The sequence below is a fragment of the Microvirga sp. VF16 genome (assembly GCF_016864375.1).
Classification (GTDB): Bacteria; Pseudomonadota; Alphaproteobacteria; order Rhizobiales; family Beijerinckiaceae; genus Microvirga.
Window position 1 is genome coordinate 3,603,983 of the sequence record NZ_CP069354.1, and the last position, 16,033, is coordinate 3,620,015.

Consider the following 16,033-nt stretch of genomic DNA (forward strand, 5'->3'; position numbering starts at 1 on the left):
TCGTCGGGACCAGTACGTCCTGGCATCGTTTGAGCATTTTCAATGAAGACGTTAAATACGGCAGGCCGAGGGGTCACTCGGAAAATGGCTGCCGAGCATTGTTGCCTCAGTTTGCGAGGATTTGACCAATGGGTAGACAAAGGTCTGCTGCCTGGGCCTATTCCCGGCACGCGGCGGTGGGATCTCAAAGCCATTGATTTGCGGCTAGATGAACTCTCCGGGATTGCAACGCACAAGATCACCGCAGAAGCTGACGATGATTACAAGCGCTGGATCAGGGAGAACGTGAAGTGAAACTTGATTCGAAGGAACTGAAGGGTCTGCACCGAGTCGAGCGTAGACTTGTCGGTGGTGAAATCCGCACCCATTACTATGCGTGGCGAGGCGGTCCTGCCCTAAAGGAGCGCTATGGTACCATAGCCTTCGTTCGCGAGTTCGAGCGTCTGACGAGTGACCGGAAAGCCGCCAAGACTCCCCAGCCCACGTTCCAGAGCCTAATCGCCCTTTTCAAGGCATCGACGGATTTCCCCAAGGCCGAGCGCACTCAGAAGGACTACAACCGACTCCTCGACACCATCGGAGCTAGATTTGCGACCCTGCCCCTCTCAGCCTTTAAGCCGTCGAATAAGCATCGCACTCGGGGCTTTTTTCTGGAATGGCGCGACGAACTCGCCAAGAAGTCGCCTCGGCAGGCCGATTATCACTGGACGGTACTCGCCCGTGTCTGCTCGGTTGCCTTGAACCGAGGAAAGATCGAGACCAACCCCTGCGAGAGAGGCGGACGAGTTTACACGGCTAATCGTCAGGAGATCATCTGGGAGGACGCGGACCTCGAAAAATTCTACGAGCAGGCTCCCGAGCATCTCAAGCTGCCGGTTAAGATTGCCGAATGGACCGGCCAGCGCGAAGGCGACATTCTGAAGTTCCGTTTTGGAAAAGGCGATGGTACCCAACCTTGGTATGATGGAACCCACCTTTTTGTTCGCCAAGGTAAGTCCAACACCTTCGTAAAGGTTCGTGCTACAAAGCCTTTGAAGGAGGTTCTCGATGCCGAGTGGACGCGCGCTAAGGCTGCGTCGCCCGAGGAGCAAAGTAAGCGAGACCACCACATCCTCGTCACCCAACGAACTGGCATGCCTTGGTCTGAGAATGGTTTTCGCTCCTCCTTCGGGAAGGCACGTGACAAGGTTCCCGGCCTAAAAGGTAAGACCTTTCACGATTTGCGCGGGACCGCGATAACGCGGCTCGCCGAGGCAGGATGCACAACTCCGGAGATCGCGGCAGTAACCGGTCACGACGAGCGATATGTGAACGAGATTCTCAAAGCTCATTATCTCGCCCCAACCATTAAGATGGCCGAAAACGCCATGGACAAGTTAGAAGCCAGCCGCGTTGTGAAGGAGAAAGAGGTAGCGTGATCTCTTATGCTGCGATGCTTTAGCAGGATCATTGGGACATCAGAAACAGGGCTCTTCGGAGCCCTTTTTTACGTCACCTGTAATGGCCAAACGGTTTACAGTTGAAATCGCATTCGAAGGGAGACGTAGGGTCGCAAAATACTGCTGTTTACATCCTAAGCTATTGATAAAGCTGATTTCACAGCGGACTCTGACTCCGTTAGTCTTGGTTCGAATCCAGGTCCCCCAGCCAATTTGATTAGCCTGCTAGGTCAATGACTTAGCGGGTTTTTTCATGCCCAAAACGGCTCAAAATTGTGTTGCAAGCCATTCCCGACGATTACCAAGGAAAATCAAGAAATTCCCAACCGTTGCTGGCGGCTCAGTGCAACAGGCATGTAACACGTTAGGTTTCGAACCTTCGTCACTTCGCCACCCACCGCCCGGCAAGTCGGGAGGGGTTTTCGCGCGTACGCCTGCACGATAGCCTGCTTCAAAATCGTGGGGGCGAATTTGGTTAAGCAAGGACAGAAGCGGGCGGCGAAGGCGTATCCGAAGCGTGCAAAGCCGCTCCCAGACCCGTTCAAGGTCTTCACCCATGCGTGTCGGTTTATGCTTGCCGATGAGCAAGTCCGACGAAAGGGCGACGGCGGAACATCCGAGCTCCACGAATTTGTTTGGCTGGCACTCCCCTCAACGGTTCTTTCGGCTTTCGCATGCGAACTCTTCTTCAAGACATTGATGGTTTTGGAAGGTAAGCTCCCTATAGAAACGCACAATCTAAACACGCTCTATAAGCGACTCGATAATAAATCCAAGAATGAGCTTGATGTGAGGTGGCGCGTATCAATGATTGATGCGCAGCTACATCTTGACGAAATCGAGAGATTGAAAGGAAAAAAGCTAAAAAGGAACTTGCGAGAGGCACTCACAGATTGTGGCGATGCCTTTATTAATACGCGATATTATTACGAGGATCCGCAAAAATCGAGGTACTATTTAACTACTCTGCCGCGCGTTCTCTATGAATTCACTCTCAATCGCAAACCCGAATGGGATGCGGATCAAAATACCTCGCGAGCTATCGCCAGCGCGGTGCGCGCAAATCGTCCAACATAGACCCTCAAAATGGCCGGCAGCCTTGCGAGCTGATTCCGGCCTCGCCACCGTCTCCTCAGCGTATCTTCGCAGCCATCAGGATGTAGCTCCGGATATCGCCCATAACGAGCCAATCGAGGCTCTGTCCGTGCTTAATGGCAAAATCAATGAGGCGCTCATCATCCTCGGCAATGGCTTTCGGGTCTAGCTCGGGAAGTCCGAGGCTGTCGATTACGACTTCCAAACGTGCCAAAACTATATTGCGGTCGATGGTCATTTGAGCCTCCGCATAGCAGCTTGGGAGATGATCCCAGCCTCGTACCATCGGAGATGCGACTCAACCGATGGAAGACATTATGACGAGAGAAGAACAACTTCAGCAGAGACTGCTTTACGTCCAAGCCGTAGGACACGCCCTATCCACCAGTAGCCCGAACATTGACTTGTGATCGTCAGCATCACAGGTTCGATAGTTGCCGGTGCCGGTGCGTTGGCGGCAGCAACGCTCCGGACCGGTCGGCCGATGGAGCTCCCGATGATCACAGGACGTGCATGGCATGATCTGCCTATCGTTATCATCCTGGGACTGGTGGTTGGGCTCGTGTTCGGCCAAATCGTGAAGCTGATTCCACCCGAGCCCACGAACATTGTCAGCCAAGCAAAGCGCTAGAGCAGTTTTCGGCGAAGTGGATCCGGTTCACCGTCAAAAAAGCAGCAAACCAAGGAGAAGAGATAATCCACGTCAGTGGAACAGCTCTAGAAGCCGGTAAGGCACGTCCCATCCAGCTTCTCTTCCAGACGAGAAGGGGCTTGGGCGACTTCATGCGAGGCGCTCTCTTCGCCCCTTCCTGCGATACCCTCGGTATGACGTACCGCCGCACTGCTCTACCCCTTTAGGGACATGGTCCCTCGTTCCGAGGCTGTCTAAAAATGGAAACAAGAGCGCGCTTGGCGAACCTTACCCAAGATGCGCCTTTTACAGTGGGGCAGCGATGGTTCACGGGGCTAACGAGACTGACAGAGTACTCGATCAAAAGCGGCAAGAGGTGACAACGCGTTTGGCCCGTGAGACCAGAATTGGCTGGCCCACTCTGGTCGCCACTGTCGTGATCCTCGCAGTAGGCGCACTTATATCCTTGTACCTGCTGCTCCATGCATGCGGAGGCCGTTGACTGCTCAGCCCGGGGCCTCAGCACCGCGCAACGACGGAGCGTCGCAATTCTCTGACCCGCGACGCTCCAGGTTCGCTTACCAGCATTCCAGCGGCTCGTTAGGTCCGGGGGGCGTGCCGCAAAAAAGCGGGTCGATGCCAGGGTCGCTGCTAGGGCCGGGAGGCGTGCCACAGAAAAGGGGATCATCGCCGCCAAGGCCGCTGCTCAGCATGAACCAAGGTGCGGGACCTTCATACAGAAGTGATGTCGGAGTCAGGCCGGATAGCATGTCTGCGATGCAGAGGGAGCTGCATTTCTTCCAGGGGTGGTCGCCACATCCCATGACCTCCCCATGACCTGCTCCCGCGACACCACCGCCACTCCTTATCGGCGAACCCGTGGGCTGGGAAACGGTCCCGCTATCTGCCGGAATCACCTCGATTCCCCGTATTGCCCTGGTCTCCTCGACTGCCGGAGCCTTGCGTTAAGGGCCGGCACTCACCATCGACACGCCGCTCCCCCACCATGCACGGTCTCTCGCGAGGGCCGGGCTCCGCAACTGCAGGCCCGAGCCCAGCGAGTAAGAAACCGACAATTGCGGCTCCATATCCTGTAGTCATGGTGCACTCCCTGGTGATTTGGCTACGAGCACTGGACGCGCGGGAGCCCGCATTGTTTCCGTGGCCATCTAAACATCTATGAGAAGCCTCCTGCCCGTCATTGCTCGAATGCCCGCGCAAAAGAAGCCTCATTCGGGACGGGCTGGCAGGGCTCCGGTAGGGGCTCGGAAGGAACGCTGCTCCCCTGACGATGGCCAGCCTCGCTTACTCCTTTGATACCTGGCCGAAGGCAATGACGGCTTCCTCGGGATCGACCTGCCTCGTCCAACGCATGGCCCGGAACCGATGCTTCGACTCCTCGTTTCCGCAAATGGACGAGGTCCGAGCTCTATGACCCTTGTGGTCAGCAGGAAACGGGCTGGACCTCATGCATTTCGCGTACGGTTCATGGAGGCGTCGATGCCCCGCGGTGACAAGTCAGCCTATTCTGACAAGCAGAAGCGAAAAGCCGAGCACATCGAGGAAGGCTACGAGAAGCGTGGTATTCCGGAAAAAGAGGCCGAGCGGCGTGCTTGGGCGACCGTCAACAAGGAAAGCGGGGGCGGCAACAAGAGCGGCTCTGGACGCGGCAAGAAGGATACGAATGTATCCGCGAAAAAGGGCGGTGCTCGTGGCGGAGCGGCCTCAGCCAAGCGTCCCGCCGCAGCTCGGTCTGCATCGGCAAAAAAGGCGGCCGCCACCCGGAAGCGGAAAGCAAGCTGACCGGCATTCGCCCCTACGGGGACGAACTTTACCGATGGGGCGCGTCACGCTGAGCTATCGTTGCCCGCACAAAAGGGAGCTCATCAGGCAGGGCCCTCCTGATGGGGCTCAGACGGCTTGGAAGGGACGCTCCTAGATAACAGCCACCTGCGGTCGAACGGTCCCCTAACTCTCCTGACCAGCCGAAGATAATGACGGCTTCCTCTGGATCGCCTCGCCTCCTAACCTAGGCGACCCCGGCCTCTTCCTGCCCCTCCGAGCCTTCCGGCCAGCCCGCCAGCACCTGATCCGAGGGATGGCAGCTCCACAGAATGGTCAAGGAAAGTCCGAAGCTAAGCCGCATTCCGGTCAAGGTTAATTTTTACCTAACAGCCTCCCGTAGGGGCAACTATGGGCCGGGGCCGCGCCTTAATCCGCCAAAAGGATCAGGCGCGGCTTTTCTTCGTGCTCGCTCGTCAATGACCTCATTCCCTCATGCAGAACCTCGGCCTGCCCCTCTCCCAGGCATTTCCATGACGGAGATAGGATTTGATGACCGATGGAACCCTCACCGCGACTGCGCTAAGGAAGCATACCATGGTTTCCTTCGTCGCCAGACTGAAGTTCTGACGTATTTTGCCGTGCCTCTGCCGCCTTTCGAAGGTTGGTTGAGGATCGGGACCTAGGGCCGCACTCGTCAAGATGTTCAAGGAGAAGCGCGATGGACTTTTTAAAAGCCTCTCGCGTCCCAGTTGGGCCCATATTCGGCAATCCTTAGCCTGCTCATTGTGGTAGAATGACACCCGTTCAGAACGGGACCTTCGCCATGGCACAGGTTCAGTTGGACAGCCCTCACCGCTCGAATCGACTTCTGGCCGCTCTGGATCCTGAGGATTTCGCCTGTCTCGAGCCGCATCTGAACCTCGTTGACCTTCAAAGAGGTCAGGTGATTTACGAGGCCGGGGAGACGATCCAATTCACCTATTTTCCTCATAATGCAGTGATCTCTCTCGTCACCGTCATGCTGGACGGCAAATCGGCCGAGATGGCGACCTTCGGGCGTGAATCCCTGTTCGGTCTCGTCAGCGCCTTCGTCTCCCGCAGCTCATTTGGACGCTATATCGTGCAAGTCTCGGGCTCAGCATCTCGGATCGAGCTCGACTGGATGAATGATGCGTTCAGAACACGGCCCAGCATTCAGCAGCTCGTCTTACGCTTTACCGAGGCTCTGCTGGCGCAAACGCTCCAGAGCGTTGCTTGCAATGCCACTCACAGTGTCGAGGCTCGCTGCTGCCGCTGGATCCTCAGCACACGCGACCGCTGGGGCAGCGATGAGCTGCCCCTGACGCATGAATTCCTCTCGGAGATGCTGGGCGTTCAGCGCTCGACGGTCAGCGCCATCACTCGCACCCTTCATGAAGCCGGCCTCATCAGTCAGAGCAGAGGCGTCATCACCATCGTCGATCACCGCGGTCTCGAAGAGACATCCTGCGAGTGCTACGAGATCATCCGCCGGAAGTTTTCCCAGCTACTGCCGCACTCCATGCCATAGGAGGGGGCGGTTGGACCGTTGAGTTGAACTGTTGACTTGGCAATCGCCTGCCCCAGCTAAGGCAGCCTAGTTACCCCTGCAAGCGAGCCGCGGCTTGATCAAGCGAATGCCAAATCGCACTGCCCTGATGGACCATGTCATCGACAAGGGCTTGATCGCTACGGCCGTGACAGCAGCCCTGGCGGCCTTTCTTTTGTGCTGTCAGCTCCCGTAATGCGGGAGGATTCCATGCGCCGATCCGGCAAATTCACTGGCGATGATAACGTTTGCTGATGACGTGCACATTGAAGGTTCAAGGCGCATAGCTCGTGAAAATTCCATGCGATCAGGAAGCTTTTTCCGACTTTAGTCGCAGCTGAACGATCTCCTCGGACCCAACCGTGAAGCGATGGAGCAAAAGTGGATCCACTTTTGCTCAGCTCCCTTCATTGAGACATAAGTGGCCTTGAGTGCTTATACTCGCCGAGTGAGCCAATACTCACAACGTGAGCACTGCATATGCGTCATTTAACTCTTGGTATACTGGCCGTAGCTGCACTTACCTCCGGTGGCGTCTCCGCACAGGAACATCGCTGGGCGTCTGCACCGGAGGGAAAAGCCCGTTGGAATGCATGCTACAAGGAGACGAGACTGATCTACCGAACCCGTAACCTGTCGCTCGACGATTACCGGCACGAGATCAAGGAGGCCCGCAAGGCTCATATGCAGGTCTGTATGACCAGGGCCAATCCTCCTGCTCCGGTGAATGTGGCAACTCCCTTGGACCAGAATCCTGAAAGTGCTCTGGTGAGCTGGGCCAGCAGTCCATAAGGTTCAAGGTACGGTCATTGGCTCTTCGCCGCTCGGGCTAATCCTTAAGTGAAGCAGCAGGATTATTGAACTGGCTGCGCAGAACGCCGGACCAGGCTTTCAGTCGCGCATCACGGCAGCGATGTCGAAGATGATGTCAGATGTGCGCAGCATCTTGCGCATATCTCGTTCACGAACAGGCAGGGGCGTGGAACCCTGAATTGCGCGACCGGCCATGTTCCGAACTTATTCGCGAGATATCAGCCCGAGATCCTCACATGGGATGATCAGGACGGGACGGAGATCCTCCCCTACGATCTCGATCACGATCTCGCTGCTGTAACTGGGCGACATTCCGGCCCAACTTTTCAGGAGCTTTTCGGCCACCTTCAAGGCCTCTGTCTTGGCGGCCGCTATGTCGGGCAACACGATTCCACTTGGATCTTCATCAATGCCGAAATGGCTCCTGACATCAATGTAATAGCGGGGCACGACGCATCCCCTCGGCAACTCTGAATTGATGGGACCGCTCCCATCATGATATTCACCTATGTTAATTTGCAATGACAGATCTTGAAATTCACTCTGAATCCCCGCTCACTATTCCGGACAGGCCCTATCCTTTATGACGTCCATGACACCACGTTGATGGCCTTGCCCACTCTTCCTCCGCGTTCAGCGGATCGAATACCCAAGCCCATAGTTTCCATACGCCGATATATTCTTCAGGAGTTACGATGCTTTTGCCCTGGATGAAACTTGCCACAGACACCACGATGCTTGCCTTCGAGGCTCAGACGGTGATCTGGGCCCGCCTGTCCCGAGCCGCCATGGGCCAGGGCTCCGCTGCGGAAAATCTGCTGATGGTGACGGAGAAGGTCACCGCCTTTGCGGAAGCCGCCGCCACACTCGCAACCGGCGGGTCGGCCCATAAGGTGGTGAAGGGATATCGCAAGAAAGTCCGGGCCAATGTGAAGCGCCTGAGGCGGTGACGATGAGAGCTGATTTCACTGACGTGGAATCGGCTCTTCTCGTTGCTTTACCGCGTTGTTTGATGGTAAACCGGATCCACTTCGCCGAAAAACTTTCGATGTCCGCGCAAACGCCGACCGAAAAGATCAGATCAAGATTCAAAATCGGCTCTTGAGCGGCTTCTCCCCTCAGCCTCACGTCCCACAAGCCAATTCCGAATTACGGAGATAATCGCCATCAGAACAGCACCGCCGATCGTCACGACAAAGAGTTCGCCGAAGATGTGAACGATGGCACTCTGCTCGGGGAGATCATCGGCACTTACATGATGGAATTGATGGGCCGTTGCGAGTCCGATGCCGACAAATGCGCCGAGACAGGCCAGCCCGGGCGTGTTCCAGGGCCTGATGGTCTTCTCTTCAATGCGCCCAAATGACATTCAACCTCATCTCTCGATGTCTCATCAGTGTCCTTCAGACTCAAGCCTCCCGGATCCGTTCCATTGCTCCGGCATTCTGCGGACGCGGTGGTACAGCGCCAACCCCATGCCCCATATGACCAGAAGAAAAATCGCCAGTGCCACGCCAAAGGTAAAATGGACTGGCTCGTCCGCAAAACTGACCAAGCCGCGGGAGCGCCCGAGTGTGATGCGCCAAACCTGACCGTGGAAGACCGCGCGATAGAGTTCGTAGCCGCCGATCAATGGAAGCCCCACCATCGTCATCAGGACCAGGATGCTGGTCCGAATGGCCTGCCAGCGGCGAAACATCGCCTTGGCCCACGCCGGCGTTCCATCCGTTTCGTCGATAGGTTCCTGCATGATCAGAATCCGAAAACTCAGTATAAATATTTATTCCTAAACTATTCACCATCCCGTATGCTTGGACAAGCATTCCTTGTCCTCCATTCAAAGAAAGCTCTGTGAAAGTTTAACACCAGGCAGGATTCTCATTCGTAAACTTAACAATACGCAGAGTACGGCCAAGCTCGATCATTAGTGGTACGTATTTTCCACTATTTATTTTTCCACGGGAGTTAGGTTATAGATTCAAACCATTGATGCGGGACAATTAAAACAACAGTCACCAAAGATATATTTCAAAACTACCGTGCCTGGGGGGCTTAGCACGGTTGTAAGCCGCGGTCCCGATTGAAAGATCGGACGCGGCTTTTTCTCTTTCTCGGATTCAACTGGAAAACTTAAGAAAAGCTGGCAAGCGCGCTCTCGAGACGCCGCCAAGCTTCGTCCGAACCCGGCAGCCCGAACCGTAGTAGACGTGGATCGTATTGGAAGCGTCGAACCCAGATGCCGTGACGCCCCATATGAGCGAACAACTCAGGAGCGCGGCTGCTGCCCATGAGACGGTAGAGGATCGTGCCGCCAAGCGCCCGATCCGAATGCGGCGCGAGCAGCGCGTCGAGGCGGCGGGTATCCGCAGTTCGCGCCTCCTGTGCCGCTAGTCTCCATCCGTGATCGCGCATTGCCCAACGTCCGACCTCCATGGCGGGACCTGAGACGGACCAGGGGCCAAGCGCCCTTCGCAGTTTCGTCGCAACACCAGTGGCTGCAATCGCAAAACCGAGCCTCACGCCTGCAAGCCCGTATGTCTTGCCGAAGGAGCGCAGAACGATGGCATTCTCCGGCAAAACCGGGACTAGCGTCTCGCCCCCGTCAAAATCGGCGAAGGCTTCATCGACCACGAGCCAGCCTCCGCGCCGTTGCAGATTGGCGGCGACTTCGAGCAGTGCTTCGCGTCCGAGCAGACGCCCATCGGGATTGTTGGGGTTCACCACAACAACGATATCCGCATTCTCAGCCGCATCGATCGTGCCGATCTCCGCAACCTCGTGCCCCGCCCCGCGCCAAGCATGAGCATGCTCCGCATAAGTCGGCCCGAGGATGGCCACGCGCGACGGGGTCCACAGGGCCGGCAGCAGGCTGATGAGAACCTGCGTTCCCGGTGCGGCCACCACTTTTGTAACGTCTGACGCGCCATAGGCCTCCGCTGCAGCCGCTTCCAGATCCTTATGGTCGGCAGGCGACGGCAGCCGCTCGAACAGGGAGGCTGGCAAGGAGGGCATGGGATAGGCTATGGGATTGATCCCTGTCGACAGGTCGATCCACGGTTCGGGCGCTTCCGGAAAGAGTCGCCGGGCCTCGTCCAGATCGCCCCCGTGCCAGATCCGCGCCTCACTCATCCGATTCACCCATGGCCCTCTCCGATAGCCTGCTGATTTTGAGCCTCGTCCTCGCAGCAGAGGCGGCATTCGGTTATCCCCACCGCCTTTACACGTGGATCGGGCATCCCGTCACCTGGATCGGGCGGCTGATCAAAGGGCTCGACCAGAGCTTGAACCGCGAGAACTGGTCCTTTGGTCGCCGCCGCGCTGCGGGTGTCCTCGCCCTCCTGCTGCTACTGGCCATCACGGGAGCGGCGACCTGGGCATTGCAGACGGCCCTTCTGCCGCTCGGCCCGGTGGGCTTTGCGATCCTCGCTCTTCTCTCCACTACCCTCATCGCCCAGCGCAGCCTGCATGAGCACGTGGCAGCCGTGTCGAAAGGGCTGCGGGTGGGCGGGATCGAGGGCGGACGTTCAGCGGTTTCGATGATCGTCGGACGCAATCCGCTGAGCCTGGACGAAGCGGGCGTGTCCCGTGCCGCCATCGAGAGCCTTTCTGAAAACTTTTCCGATGGAATCGTGGCGCCTGCCTTCTGGCTCGGGCTCGGCGGGCTGACGGGTGCGGCCCTCTACAAGGCCACGAACACCGCCGACAGCATGATCGGCCACCGCACGCCCCGGCACGAGGCCTTCGGCTGGGCTGCCGCCCGGTTCGACGATCTCGTGAACCTGCCTGCTTCGCGCCTCACGGCGCTGCTCATCATCAGCGCAGCCGCCCTGAACCGGGGCGCGTCGCCGCGAGGCGCGTGGCGCGCTGTTTGGCGCGATGCTTCGCATCACCGTTCGCCCAATGCCGGCTGGCCGGAAGCCGCGATGGCGGGAGCGCTGGGCCTGCGATTGGCCGGACCGCGCGTCTATGGCGATGTGCGCGTCGAGGACCGCTGGATGGGCGACGGCCGCGCCGAGGCGAATGCGGACGATATCGACCGGGCGCTTGCGCTCTACCGCACGGCCTGTGGATTGCTGTTTGCGTTGGCAGCGGGATTGACGACACTCGCCTGGATCATCGGACACTGATCGCGAGCAGCCGCTCGCAATCGAGATGCACTTCCAGGTGATCGGCGAAGCGGTCGAGAATATCGTCGACGAGCGCCTCATAGGCGAGATCGCTTGTCTCGGCTCCCAGCATTTGCAGCCACCGCGACCGCTGACGATCATCCGAGAACAGGCCGTGGACATAGGTGCCGGTTACCCGACCATCGGCTGAGACAGCGCCATCGCGTTGCCCGTTCGCCAATTCCGCGAAAGGACGCGAGGCTGCATCAGGCCCTGACGTCTCGCCGATATGCATCTCGTAACCGGAGAGCGGTGTGCCATCGGCTATCGTCGCACCCACCACCGCCTCCAGCCGCTTCCTCGAGGTGAGCGTCGTCGTGACATTGAGGACACTCAAGCCCTCGATGGAACGACCCGCCTCACCTTCAATGCCGAAGGGGTCGTCGATCCGCTGGCCCAGCATCTGGTAGCCGCCGCAGAGGCCGAGTACGCGCCCTCCCCGGCGAGCATGCGCCTTGAGGTCGATGTCCCAGCCCTGCGCGCGAATGAACAGGAGATCATCGATGGTGGTCTTGGAACCGGGCAGCAGGATGAGCGCGGCCACTACGGGAAGCGGCTGGCCGGGCTCGACCAGCATCACCTCGACGCCCGGTTCCTCGCGAAGAGGATCGAGATCGTCGAAGTTGGAGATCCAGGGCGTCACCGGAACGGCGATGACGACCGCGCCCTTGCGTCCCTCGCGCCGAAGTCCTAGGCCGTCCTCGGCCGGCAGGCGCGCGGCGTCAGAAAAATGCGGCACGAGACCGAGCGCCGGCCAGCCGGTGCGCTCGGACACGAAGCGCATGCCGTTCTCGAACAGGGCAGGATCGCCCCGAAAGCGGTTGACGATGAAGCCGCGGATCATCGCGGCATCGGCCTCATCGAGCACCGCCTTGGTGCCGACGAGGCTCGCGATCACGCCGCCCCGGTCGATGTCGCCGACGAGCACCACGGGCACATTCGCCGCGCGGGCAAAGCCCATATTGGCGATGTCGCCGGCTCTCAGGTTCACCTCGGATGCCGAGCCCGCGCCCTCGACGAGCACGAGATCGGCTTCTTCGGAAAGCCTGGAAAAGCTGTCGAGCACCGCCTCCATGAGGCGCGGTTTCCAAGCCTGGTATTCCCGCGCCTTGGCGTTTCCGACCACGCGACCCTGCACCACCACCTGCGAGCCAATCTCGCTCTGGGGCTTCAGCAGCACCGGATTCATGTGGACGCTGGGTGCCACGCCCGCCGCCCGCGCCTGCAGCGCCTGGGCGCGGCCGATCTCGCCGCCATCGGCCGTCACCGCAGCGTTGTTCGACATGTTCTGCGGCTTGAACGGCCGGACCTTCAAACCTTTCCGCGCAAAAACCCGGCATAGGCCCGCCACCAGAAGCGACTTGCCCACATTGGAGCCGGTGCCCTGCACCATGAGCGCACGCATCAGAACTCGACGCCTTCCTGTGCCTTCACGCCGGCTGCGAAGTGATGCTTGACCAGGGTCATCTCGGTCACGAGATCGGCGGCTTCGATGAGTTCCGGCTTCGCGTTGCGGCCAGTGACGACCACGTGGAGATCGGGCCGACGCTGGCGCAGGGTCTCGACCACCTCGGCCAAGTCCAGATATTCATAGCGAAGCGCGATATTGAGCTCATCGAGCACGAGCAGACGGATATCCTCCCGGGCCATCAGCTCTTTGGCCTTGGCCCACGCGCGCTCGGCCGCCGCCACGTCGCGGGAGCGGTCCTGCGTCTCCCAGGTAAAACCCTCGCCCATGGTGTGCCACTCGACCTGATCGGAGAATCGGTCGAGAGCCAAGCGTTCGCCGGTTTCCCAGCCGCCCTTGATGAACTGCACAACGCCCACGTGAAAACCGCGCCCGAGCGCCCGCAGCATGAGGCCGAAGGCTGCCGTCGACTTGCCCTTGCCCGGCCCGGTATGGACAATAAGGAGCCCCTTCTCGACCGTCTTCGAGGCGACCTCCCTGTCCTGGACTTCCTTGCGCTTGATCATCTTGGCGCGATGGCGCGCCTCTTCTTCCTGGGTCATCGGGGCCTGCTTTCGCATCAGAGGGCCGCACCATGAACAGGCTAGAGCCCGATTTCAAGACCAGTCCCGAGAGCCATGCCCAGGCTTGAAAGATGCCACTCACCCCGGTAAGCATGTCACAGACGGTGCCCCGGACACGGGGTGAAAAGGGAATGCGGTGAGACACCGCGGCTGCCCCCGCAACTGTAAGCGGCGAGCCTTCGCTCCAATTGCCACTGGGCCTTAAAACCCGGGAAGGCGGAGAAAAGCATCGACCCGCGAGCCAGGAGACCTGCCGTCAGCCTTTGCTTCTATCGGGTCTGTCGGACGGGGTGCGCCGACGGTGACCGTAGTCGAATGACGTTCCGTCGTTCGGTTCCGTCCGTGGAAGCGCAACAGACTCGAACCGAAGAGTCTCCCGACGGAGAGAACGATGACCGCACGCCTGCTGACCAAGACCCACCTCACAGCCCTGACCCTCGCCGGCCTTGTCGCCGCGACGCCCGCTCTGGCCCACCATCCTATGGGCGGCATGACGCCTACGACCTTCATGCAAGGTCTGCTCTCGGGCTTCGGTCACCCGGTCATCGGTCTCGACCACCTCGCCGCCCTCGTCGGCGTCGGTCTGGTCGCCGCCCGCTTCGCCCGTGGCCTGACGCTTCCCGCCTTCTGGGTCGTGGCCATGGCGGCCGGCGTCGGCCTGCACCTCGCCAGCCTCGACCTACCCTATGCCGAGGCGCTCGTGGCGCTGAGTGTCGTGATCATCGGCATCGCGGCGACCGTGCGCACCACCCTGCCCTATGCAGCGATCGCAACTCTCTTCGCCGTTGGAGGTGCCGTTCACGGTTATGCCCTGGGCGAGTCTATCATCGGTGCTGAATCCGCTCCGCTTGTGGCCTATCTCGTCGGTCTGGTCGTGATTCAGACGGCACTCACGACCGGCATCGCTTTCGCGGCCCGCCGGTTCACCCAGGCGTCTCTCACGCCCTCCCTCCAGCTGCGTCTGGCCGGACTTGCCGTTACGGTGATGGGAACGGCAACCCTGATCCTGTCGCTGCACGCCTCCGCCTGATCGCGTCGGCTTGAGGCCATGCCCTCATCCCATGAGGAGATCTGCCTGCATGTCTGCGTCACCTGTCGTCAGGCGGGTGGCCCGGACGACAGGGAACTCCGGCCCGGTGCGATCCTTCACCGGGCCCTCACGGAGGCACTCACGCATCCCGATGCACCGAAGGTGCGCGTGGAGGCGGTGGAGTGTCTCTCCGTCTGCAAGCGCCCCTGCACCATCGCGGTCTCGGGCCCCGGACGCTGGACCTATATCTATGGCGACCTGAACCCCGATACCTCGGTCGAGACCATCCTCGACGGATTGCGCCGTTATGCGGCGACGGCCGACGGCCTCGTGCCCTGGCGCGAGCGCCCTGAGGCGTTCCGCAAAGGCGTTGTCGCCCGGATTCCCCCCTTAAGACAAACAACGCGGCTTAATATAGCTGCCGAAAGGCTCACTTCATGAGCGATCTTCAAAAGATCCCCTGCACCATCGTCACCGGATTCCTCGGCGCCGGCAAAACCACCCTGGTGCACCATCTACTGGAAAATGCCGGTGGACGCCGCATCGCCGTTCTCGTCAATGAATTCGGCGATCTCGGCTTCGATGGCTCCTTCATCGAAGGCTGCGGCATCGAAGGCTGCACGCAGGAAGACATCGTCGAATTGCCCAATGGCTGCATATGCTGCACGGTGGCCGACGATTTCGTCCCGGCCCTCAACACGTTGCTCAACCGCCCGAATCCGCCCGAGCACATCCTGATCGAGACCTCGGGTCTCGCCCTGCCGAAGCCGCTGGTGCGCGCCTTCAACTGGCCGGATATCCGTTCCCGCGTCACGGTCGACGGCGTGATAGCCGTCGTCGATGGACCGGCCGTTGCCTCCGGCGCATTCGCGGACGATCCCGATGCGCTCGAAGCGCAGCGCGCAGCGGATTCGTCTGTCGATCACGAGAATCCGCTGGAAGAAGTCTTCGAGGACCAGCTCCTCTGCGCGGACCTCATCATCCTCAACAAGACCGACCAAATGGCAGCCGGCGACAAGGGCAAGGTAATCGCCGAGATCGAGGAACATCTGCCCCGCGCCGTGAAAGTGATCGAGACCGCACACGGCAAAGTGGACCCGACCGTTCTCCTCGGCATGGGCGCTGCGGCGGAAGCCGATCTCGATTCCCGTCCCTCCCATCATGAGACGGCCGAAGACCACGACCATGACGATTTCGACAGCGTCGCAATCCCGGTCGATCCTGTCTCAACACCCGAGGCTCTCGTCGCCCGCGTCGAACGCGCGGCCGAAGCGGCCGGCGTGCTGCGCATCAAGGGCTTCGCGCCCGTGGACGGCAAGCCGATGCGTCTCGTCGTCCAGGGCGTAGGCCAGCGCGTCGCGCATCATTTCGACCGGCCGTGGAAGGCCGGCGAAGCGCGCGACGGCCGCATGGTGGTGATCGGCCTCAAAGGCTTCGATGTGAAGGCCGTCGAAGCCGCTTTGCGCGCAGGATGAG

General features: G+C 59.7%; 19 protein-coding genes and 1 riboswitch. Of the genes, 12 read left to right on the top strand and 7 right to left on the bottom strand.

The genetic code is table 11. From position 1 onward, the window contains the following. The first annotated feature begins 84 nt into the window (after positions 1-84). The 3 genes from JO965_RS16780 to JO965_RS16790 all read left to right on the top strand — a co-directional run bounded on the left by JO965_RS16780 (position 85) and on the right by JO965_RS16790 (position 2,516). Positions 85-294 (top strand): hypothetical protein, encoded by a 210-nt coding sequence (locus tag JO965_RS16780; protein ID WP_246776593.1) that lies wholly within the window; start codon positions 85-87, stop codon positions 292-294. Next, positions 291-1,418: a tyrosine-type recombinase/integrase gene (locus JO965_RS16785; protein ID WP_203440036.1), complete on the top strand. Its 1,128-nt coding sequence runs from the start codon at positions 291-293 to the stop codon at positions 1,416-1,418. The genes JO965_RS16780 and JO965_RS16785 overlap by 4 nt, the downstream gene beginning before the upstream one ends. A gap of 492 nt (positions 1,419-1,910) precedes the next feature. Continuing rightward, positions 1,911-2,516, top strand: coding sequence for a hypothetical protein (locus JO965_RS16790; protein ID WP_203440037.1), 606 nt, complete (start codon positions 1,911-1,913; stop codon positions 2,514-2,516). Between the two features lie 55 nt (positions 2,517-2,571). Here the strand turns inward: JO965_RS16790 and JO965_RS16795 are convergent, their stop codons facing one another. Continuing rightward, positions 2,572-2,772 carry a hypothetical protein gene (locus tag JO965_RS16795; RefSeq protein ID WP_203440038.1) on the bottom strand — a complete coding sequence of 67 codons (201 nt, stop codon included), beginning with the start codon at positions 2,770-2,772 and terminating at the stop codon, positions 2,572-2,574. Between the two features lie 258 nt (positions 2,773-3,030). Here JO965_RS16795 and JO965_RS48925 point away from each other — a divergent pair, with 258 nt between their 5' ends. The 4 genes from JO965_RS48925 (at position 3,031) to JO965_RS16810 (ending at position 7,309) form a co-directional block, all read left to right on the top strand. Then, entirely contained in the window at positions 3,031-3,165 is a 135-nt protein-coding gene (locus JO965_RS48925) for a hypothetical protein (protein WP_256451892.1), read from the top strand. A 1,500-nt stretch (positions 3,166-4,665) separates the two neighbouring features. Continuing rightward, positions 4,666-4,968 (top strand): plasmid stabilization protein, encoded by a 303-nt coding sequence (locus JO965_RS16800; protein ID WP_203440039.1) that lies wholly within the window; start codon positions 4,666-4,668, stop codon positions 4,966-4,968. 775 nt (positions 4,969-5,743) lie between these two features. Further along, positions 5,744-6,499, top strand: a complete 756-nt coding sequence (locus JO965_RS16805; RefSeq protein ID WP_246776594.1) for a Crp/Fnr family transcriptional regulator — start codon at positions 5,744-5,746, stop codon at positions 6,497-6,499. Between the two features lie 498 nt (positions 6,500-6,997). Then, complete coding sequence (locus tag JO965_RS16810) at positions 6,998-7,309, top strand: hypothetical protein (RefSeq protein ID WP_203440041.1); 312 nt, start codon at positions 6,998-7,000, stop codon at positions 7,307-7,309. 225 nt (positions 7,310-7,534) lie between these two features. Here JO965_RS16810 and JO965_RS16815 read toward each other — a convergent pair whose 3' ends face one another. Then, positions 7,535-7,780 (bottom strand): hypothetical protein, encoded by a 246-nt coding sequence (locus tag JO965_RS16815; RefSeq protein ID WP_203440043.1) that lies wholly within the window; start codon positions 7,778-7,780, stop codon positions 7,535-7,537. A 245-nt stretch (positions 7,781-8,025) separates the two neighbouring features. On the opposite strand from JO965_RS16815, the gene JO965_RS16820 reads away from it, so the two are divergent. Then, positions 8,026-8,280 (top strand): hypothetical protein, encoded by a 255-nt coding sequence (locus tag JO965_RS16820; RefSeq protein ID WP_203440045.1) that lies wholly within the window; start codon positions 8,026-8,028, stop codon positions 8,278-8,280. A gap of 131 nt (positions 8,281-8,411) precedes the next feature. Here JO965_RS16820 and JO965_RS16825 read toward each other — a convergent pair whose 3' ends face one another. From JO965_RS16825 to cobD, 3 genes are all read right to left on the bottom strand, one after another. Beyond that, positions 8,412-8,699: a hypothetical protein gene (locus JO965_RS16825; protein WP_203440047.1), complete on the bottom strand. Its 288-nt coding sequence runs from the start codon at positions 8,697-8,699 to the stop codon at positions 8,412-8,414. A gap of 24 nt (positions 8,700-8,723) precedes the next feature. Further along, positions 8,724-9,080, bottom strand: coding sequence for a hypothetical protein (locus JO965_RS16830; protein WP_203440049.1), 357 nt, complete (start codon positions 9,078-9,080; stop codon positions 8,724-8,726). 380 nt (positions 9,081-9,460) lie between these two features. Next, positions 9,461-10,459: a threonine-phosphate decarboxylase CobD gene (gene cobD, locus JO965_RS16835; RefSeq protein WP_203440051.1), complete on the bottom strand. Its 999-nt coding sequence runs from the start codon at positions 10,457-10,459 to the stop codon at positions 9,461-9,463. A gap of 11 nt (positions 10,460-10,470) precedes the next feature. Here cobD and cbiB point away from each other — a divergent pair, with 11 nt between their 5' ends. Next, a complete protein-coding gene (cbiB, locus tag JO965_RS16840) occupies positions 10,471-11,457 on the top strand; it encodes an adenosylcobinamide-phosphate synthase CbiB (RefSeq protein WP_203440053.1) in 987 nt (328 codons plus the stop codon). Here cbiB and JO965_RS16845 read toward each other — a convergent pair. Further along, a complete protein-coding gene (locus JO965_RS16845; protein WP_203444232.1) occupies positions 11,444-12,889 on the bottom strand; it encodes a cobyric acid synthase in 1,446 nt (481 codons plus the stop codon). The genes cbiB and JO965_RS16845 overlap by 14 nt on opposite strands. A gap of 11 nt (positions 12,890-12,900) precedes the next feature. After that, entirely contained in the window at positions 12,901-13,506 is a 606-nt protein-coding gene (gene cobO, locus JO965_RS16850) for a cob(I)yrinic acid a,c-diamide adenosyltransferase (protein ID WP_203440055.1), read from the bottom strand. Positions 13,507-13,612: 106 nt separating this feature from the next. Beyond that, positions 13,613-13,800, top strand: a riboswitch (cobalamin riboswitch). Positions 13,801-13,918: 118 nt separating this feature from the next. Here cobO and JO965_RS16855 point away from each other — a divergent pair. The 3 genes from JO965_RS16855 to cobW are packed head-to-tail and all read left to right on the top strand — an operon-like array spanning position 13,919 to position 16,032. Continuing rightward, positions 13,919-14,557: a HupE/UreJ family protein gene (locus JO965_RS16855; RefSeq protein WP_203440056.1), complete on the top strand. Its 639-nt coding sequence runs from the start codon at positions 13,919-13,921 to the stop codon at positions 14,555-14,557. An 18-nt stretch (positions 14,558-14,575) separates the two neighbouring features. Further along, a complete protein-coding gene (locus tag JO965_RS16860) occupies positions 14,576-14,998 on the top strand; it encodes a DUF1636 domain-containing protein (protein WP_203440058.1) in 423 nt (140 codons plus the stop codon). After that, positions 14,995-16,032 carry a cobalamin biosynthesis protein CobW gene (cobW, locus tag JO965_RS16865; protein WP_203440060.1) on the top strand — a complete coding sequence of 346 codons (1,038 nt, stop codon included), beginning with the start codon at positions 14,995-14,997 and terminating at the stop codon, positions 16,030-16,032. Before JO965_RS16860 ends, cobW begins: the two co-directional genes overlap by 4 nt. Position 16,033: the final 1 nt, after the last annotated feature.

Coding starts and splice junctions, on each gene's coding strand:
- JO965_RS16810 (WP_203440041.1), top strand. CDS start 6,998: ATGCGTCATTTAACTCTTGGTATACTGGCCGTAGCTGCACTTACCTCC.
- JO965_RS16830 (WP_203440049.1), bottom strand. CDS start 9,080: ATGCAGGAACCTATCGACGAAACGGATGGAACGCCGGCGTGGGCCAAG.
- cobD (WP_203440051.1), bottom strand. CDS start 10,459: ATGAGTGAGGCGCGGATCTGGCACGGGGGCGATCTGGACGAGGCCCGG.
- JO965_RS16800 (WP_203440039.1), top strand. CDS start 4,666: ATGCCCCGCGGTGACAAGTCAGCCTATTCTGACAAGCAGAAGCGAAAA.
- cbiB (WP_203440053.1), top strand. CDS start 10,471: ATGGCCCTCTCCGATAGCCTGCTGATTTTGAGCCTCGTCCTCGCAGCA.
- JO965_RS16825 (WP_203440047.1), bottom strand. CDS start 8,699: ATGTCATTTGGGCGCATTGAAGAGAAGACCATCAGGCCCTGGAACACG.
- JO965_RS16845 (WP_203444232.1), bottom strand. CDS start 12,889: ATGGTGCAGGGCACCGGCTCCAATGTGGGCAAGTCGCTTCTGGTGGCG.
- JO965_RS16795 (WP_203440038.1), bottom strand. CDS start 2,772: ATGACCATCGACCGCAATATAGTTTTGGCACGTTTGGAAGTCGTAATC.
- JO965_RS16820 (WP_203440045.1), top strand. CDS start 8,026: ATGCTTTTGCCCTGGATGAAACTTGCCACAGACACCACGATGCTTGCC.
- JO965_RS16860 (WP_203440058.1), top strand. CDS start 14,576: ATGCCCTCATCCCATGAGGAGATCTGCCTGCATGTCTGCGTCACCTGT.
- JO965_RS16855 (WP_203440056.1), top strand. CDS start 13,919: ATGACCGCACGCCTGCTGACCAAGACCCACCTCACAGCCCTGACCCTC.
- JO965_RS16805 (WP_246776594.1), top strand. CDS start 5,744: ATGACACCCGTTCAGAACGGGACCTTCGCCATGGCACAGGTTCAGTTG.
- cobO (WP_203440055.1), bottom strand. CDS start 13,506: ATGACCCAGGAAGAAGAGGCGCGCCATCGCGCCAAGATGATCAAGCGC.
- JO965_RS48925 (WP_256451892.1), top strand. CDS start 3,031: ATGATCACAGGACGTGCATGGCATGATCTGCCTATCGTTATCATCCTG.
- cobW (WP_203440060.1), top strand. CDS start 14,995: ATGAGCGATCTTCAAAAGATCCCCTGCACCATCGTCACCGGATTCCTC.
- JO965_RS16780 (WP_246776593.1), top strand. CDS start 85: ATGGCTGCCGAGCATTGTTGCCTCAGTTTGCGAGGATTTGACCAATGG.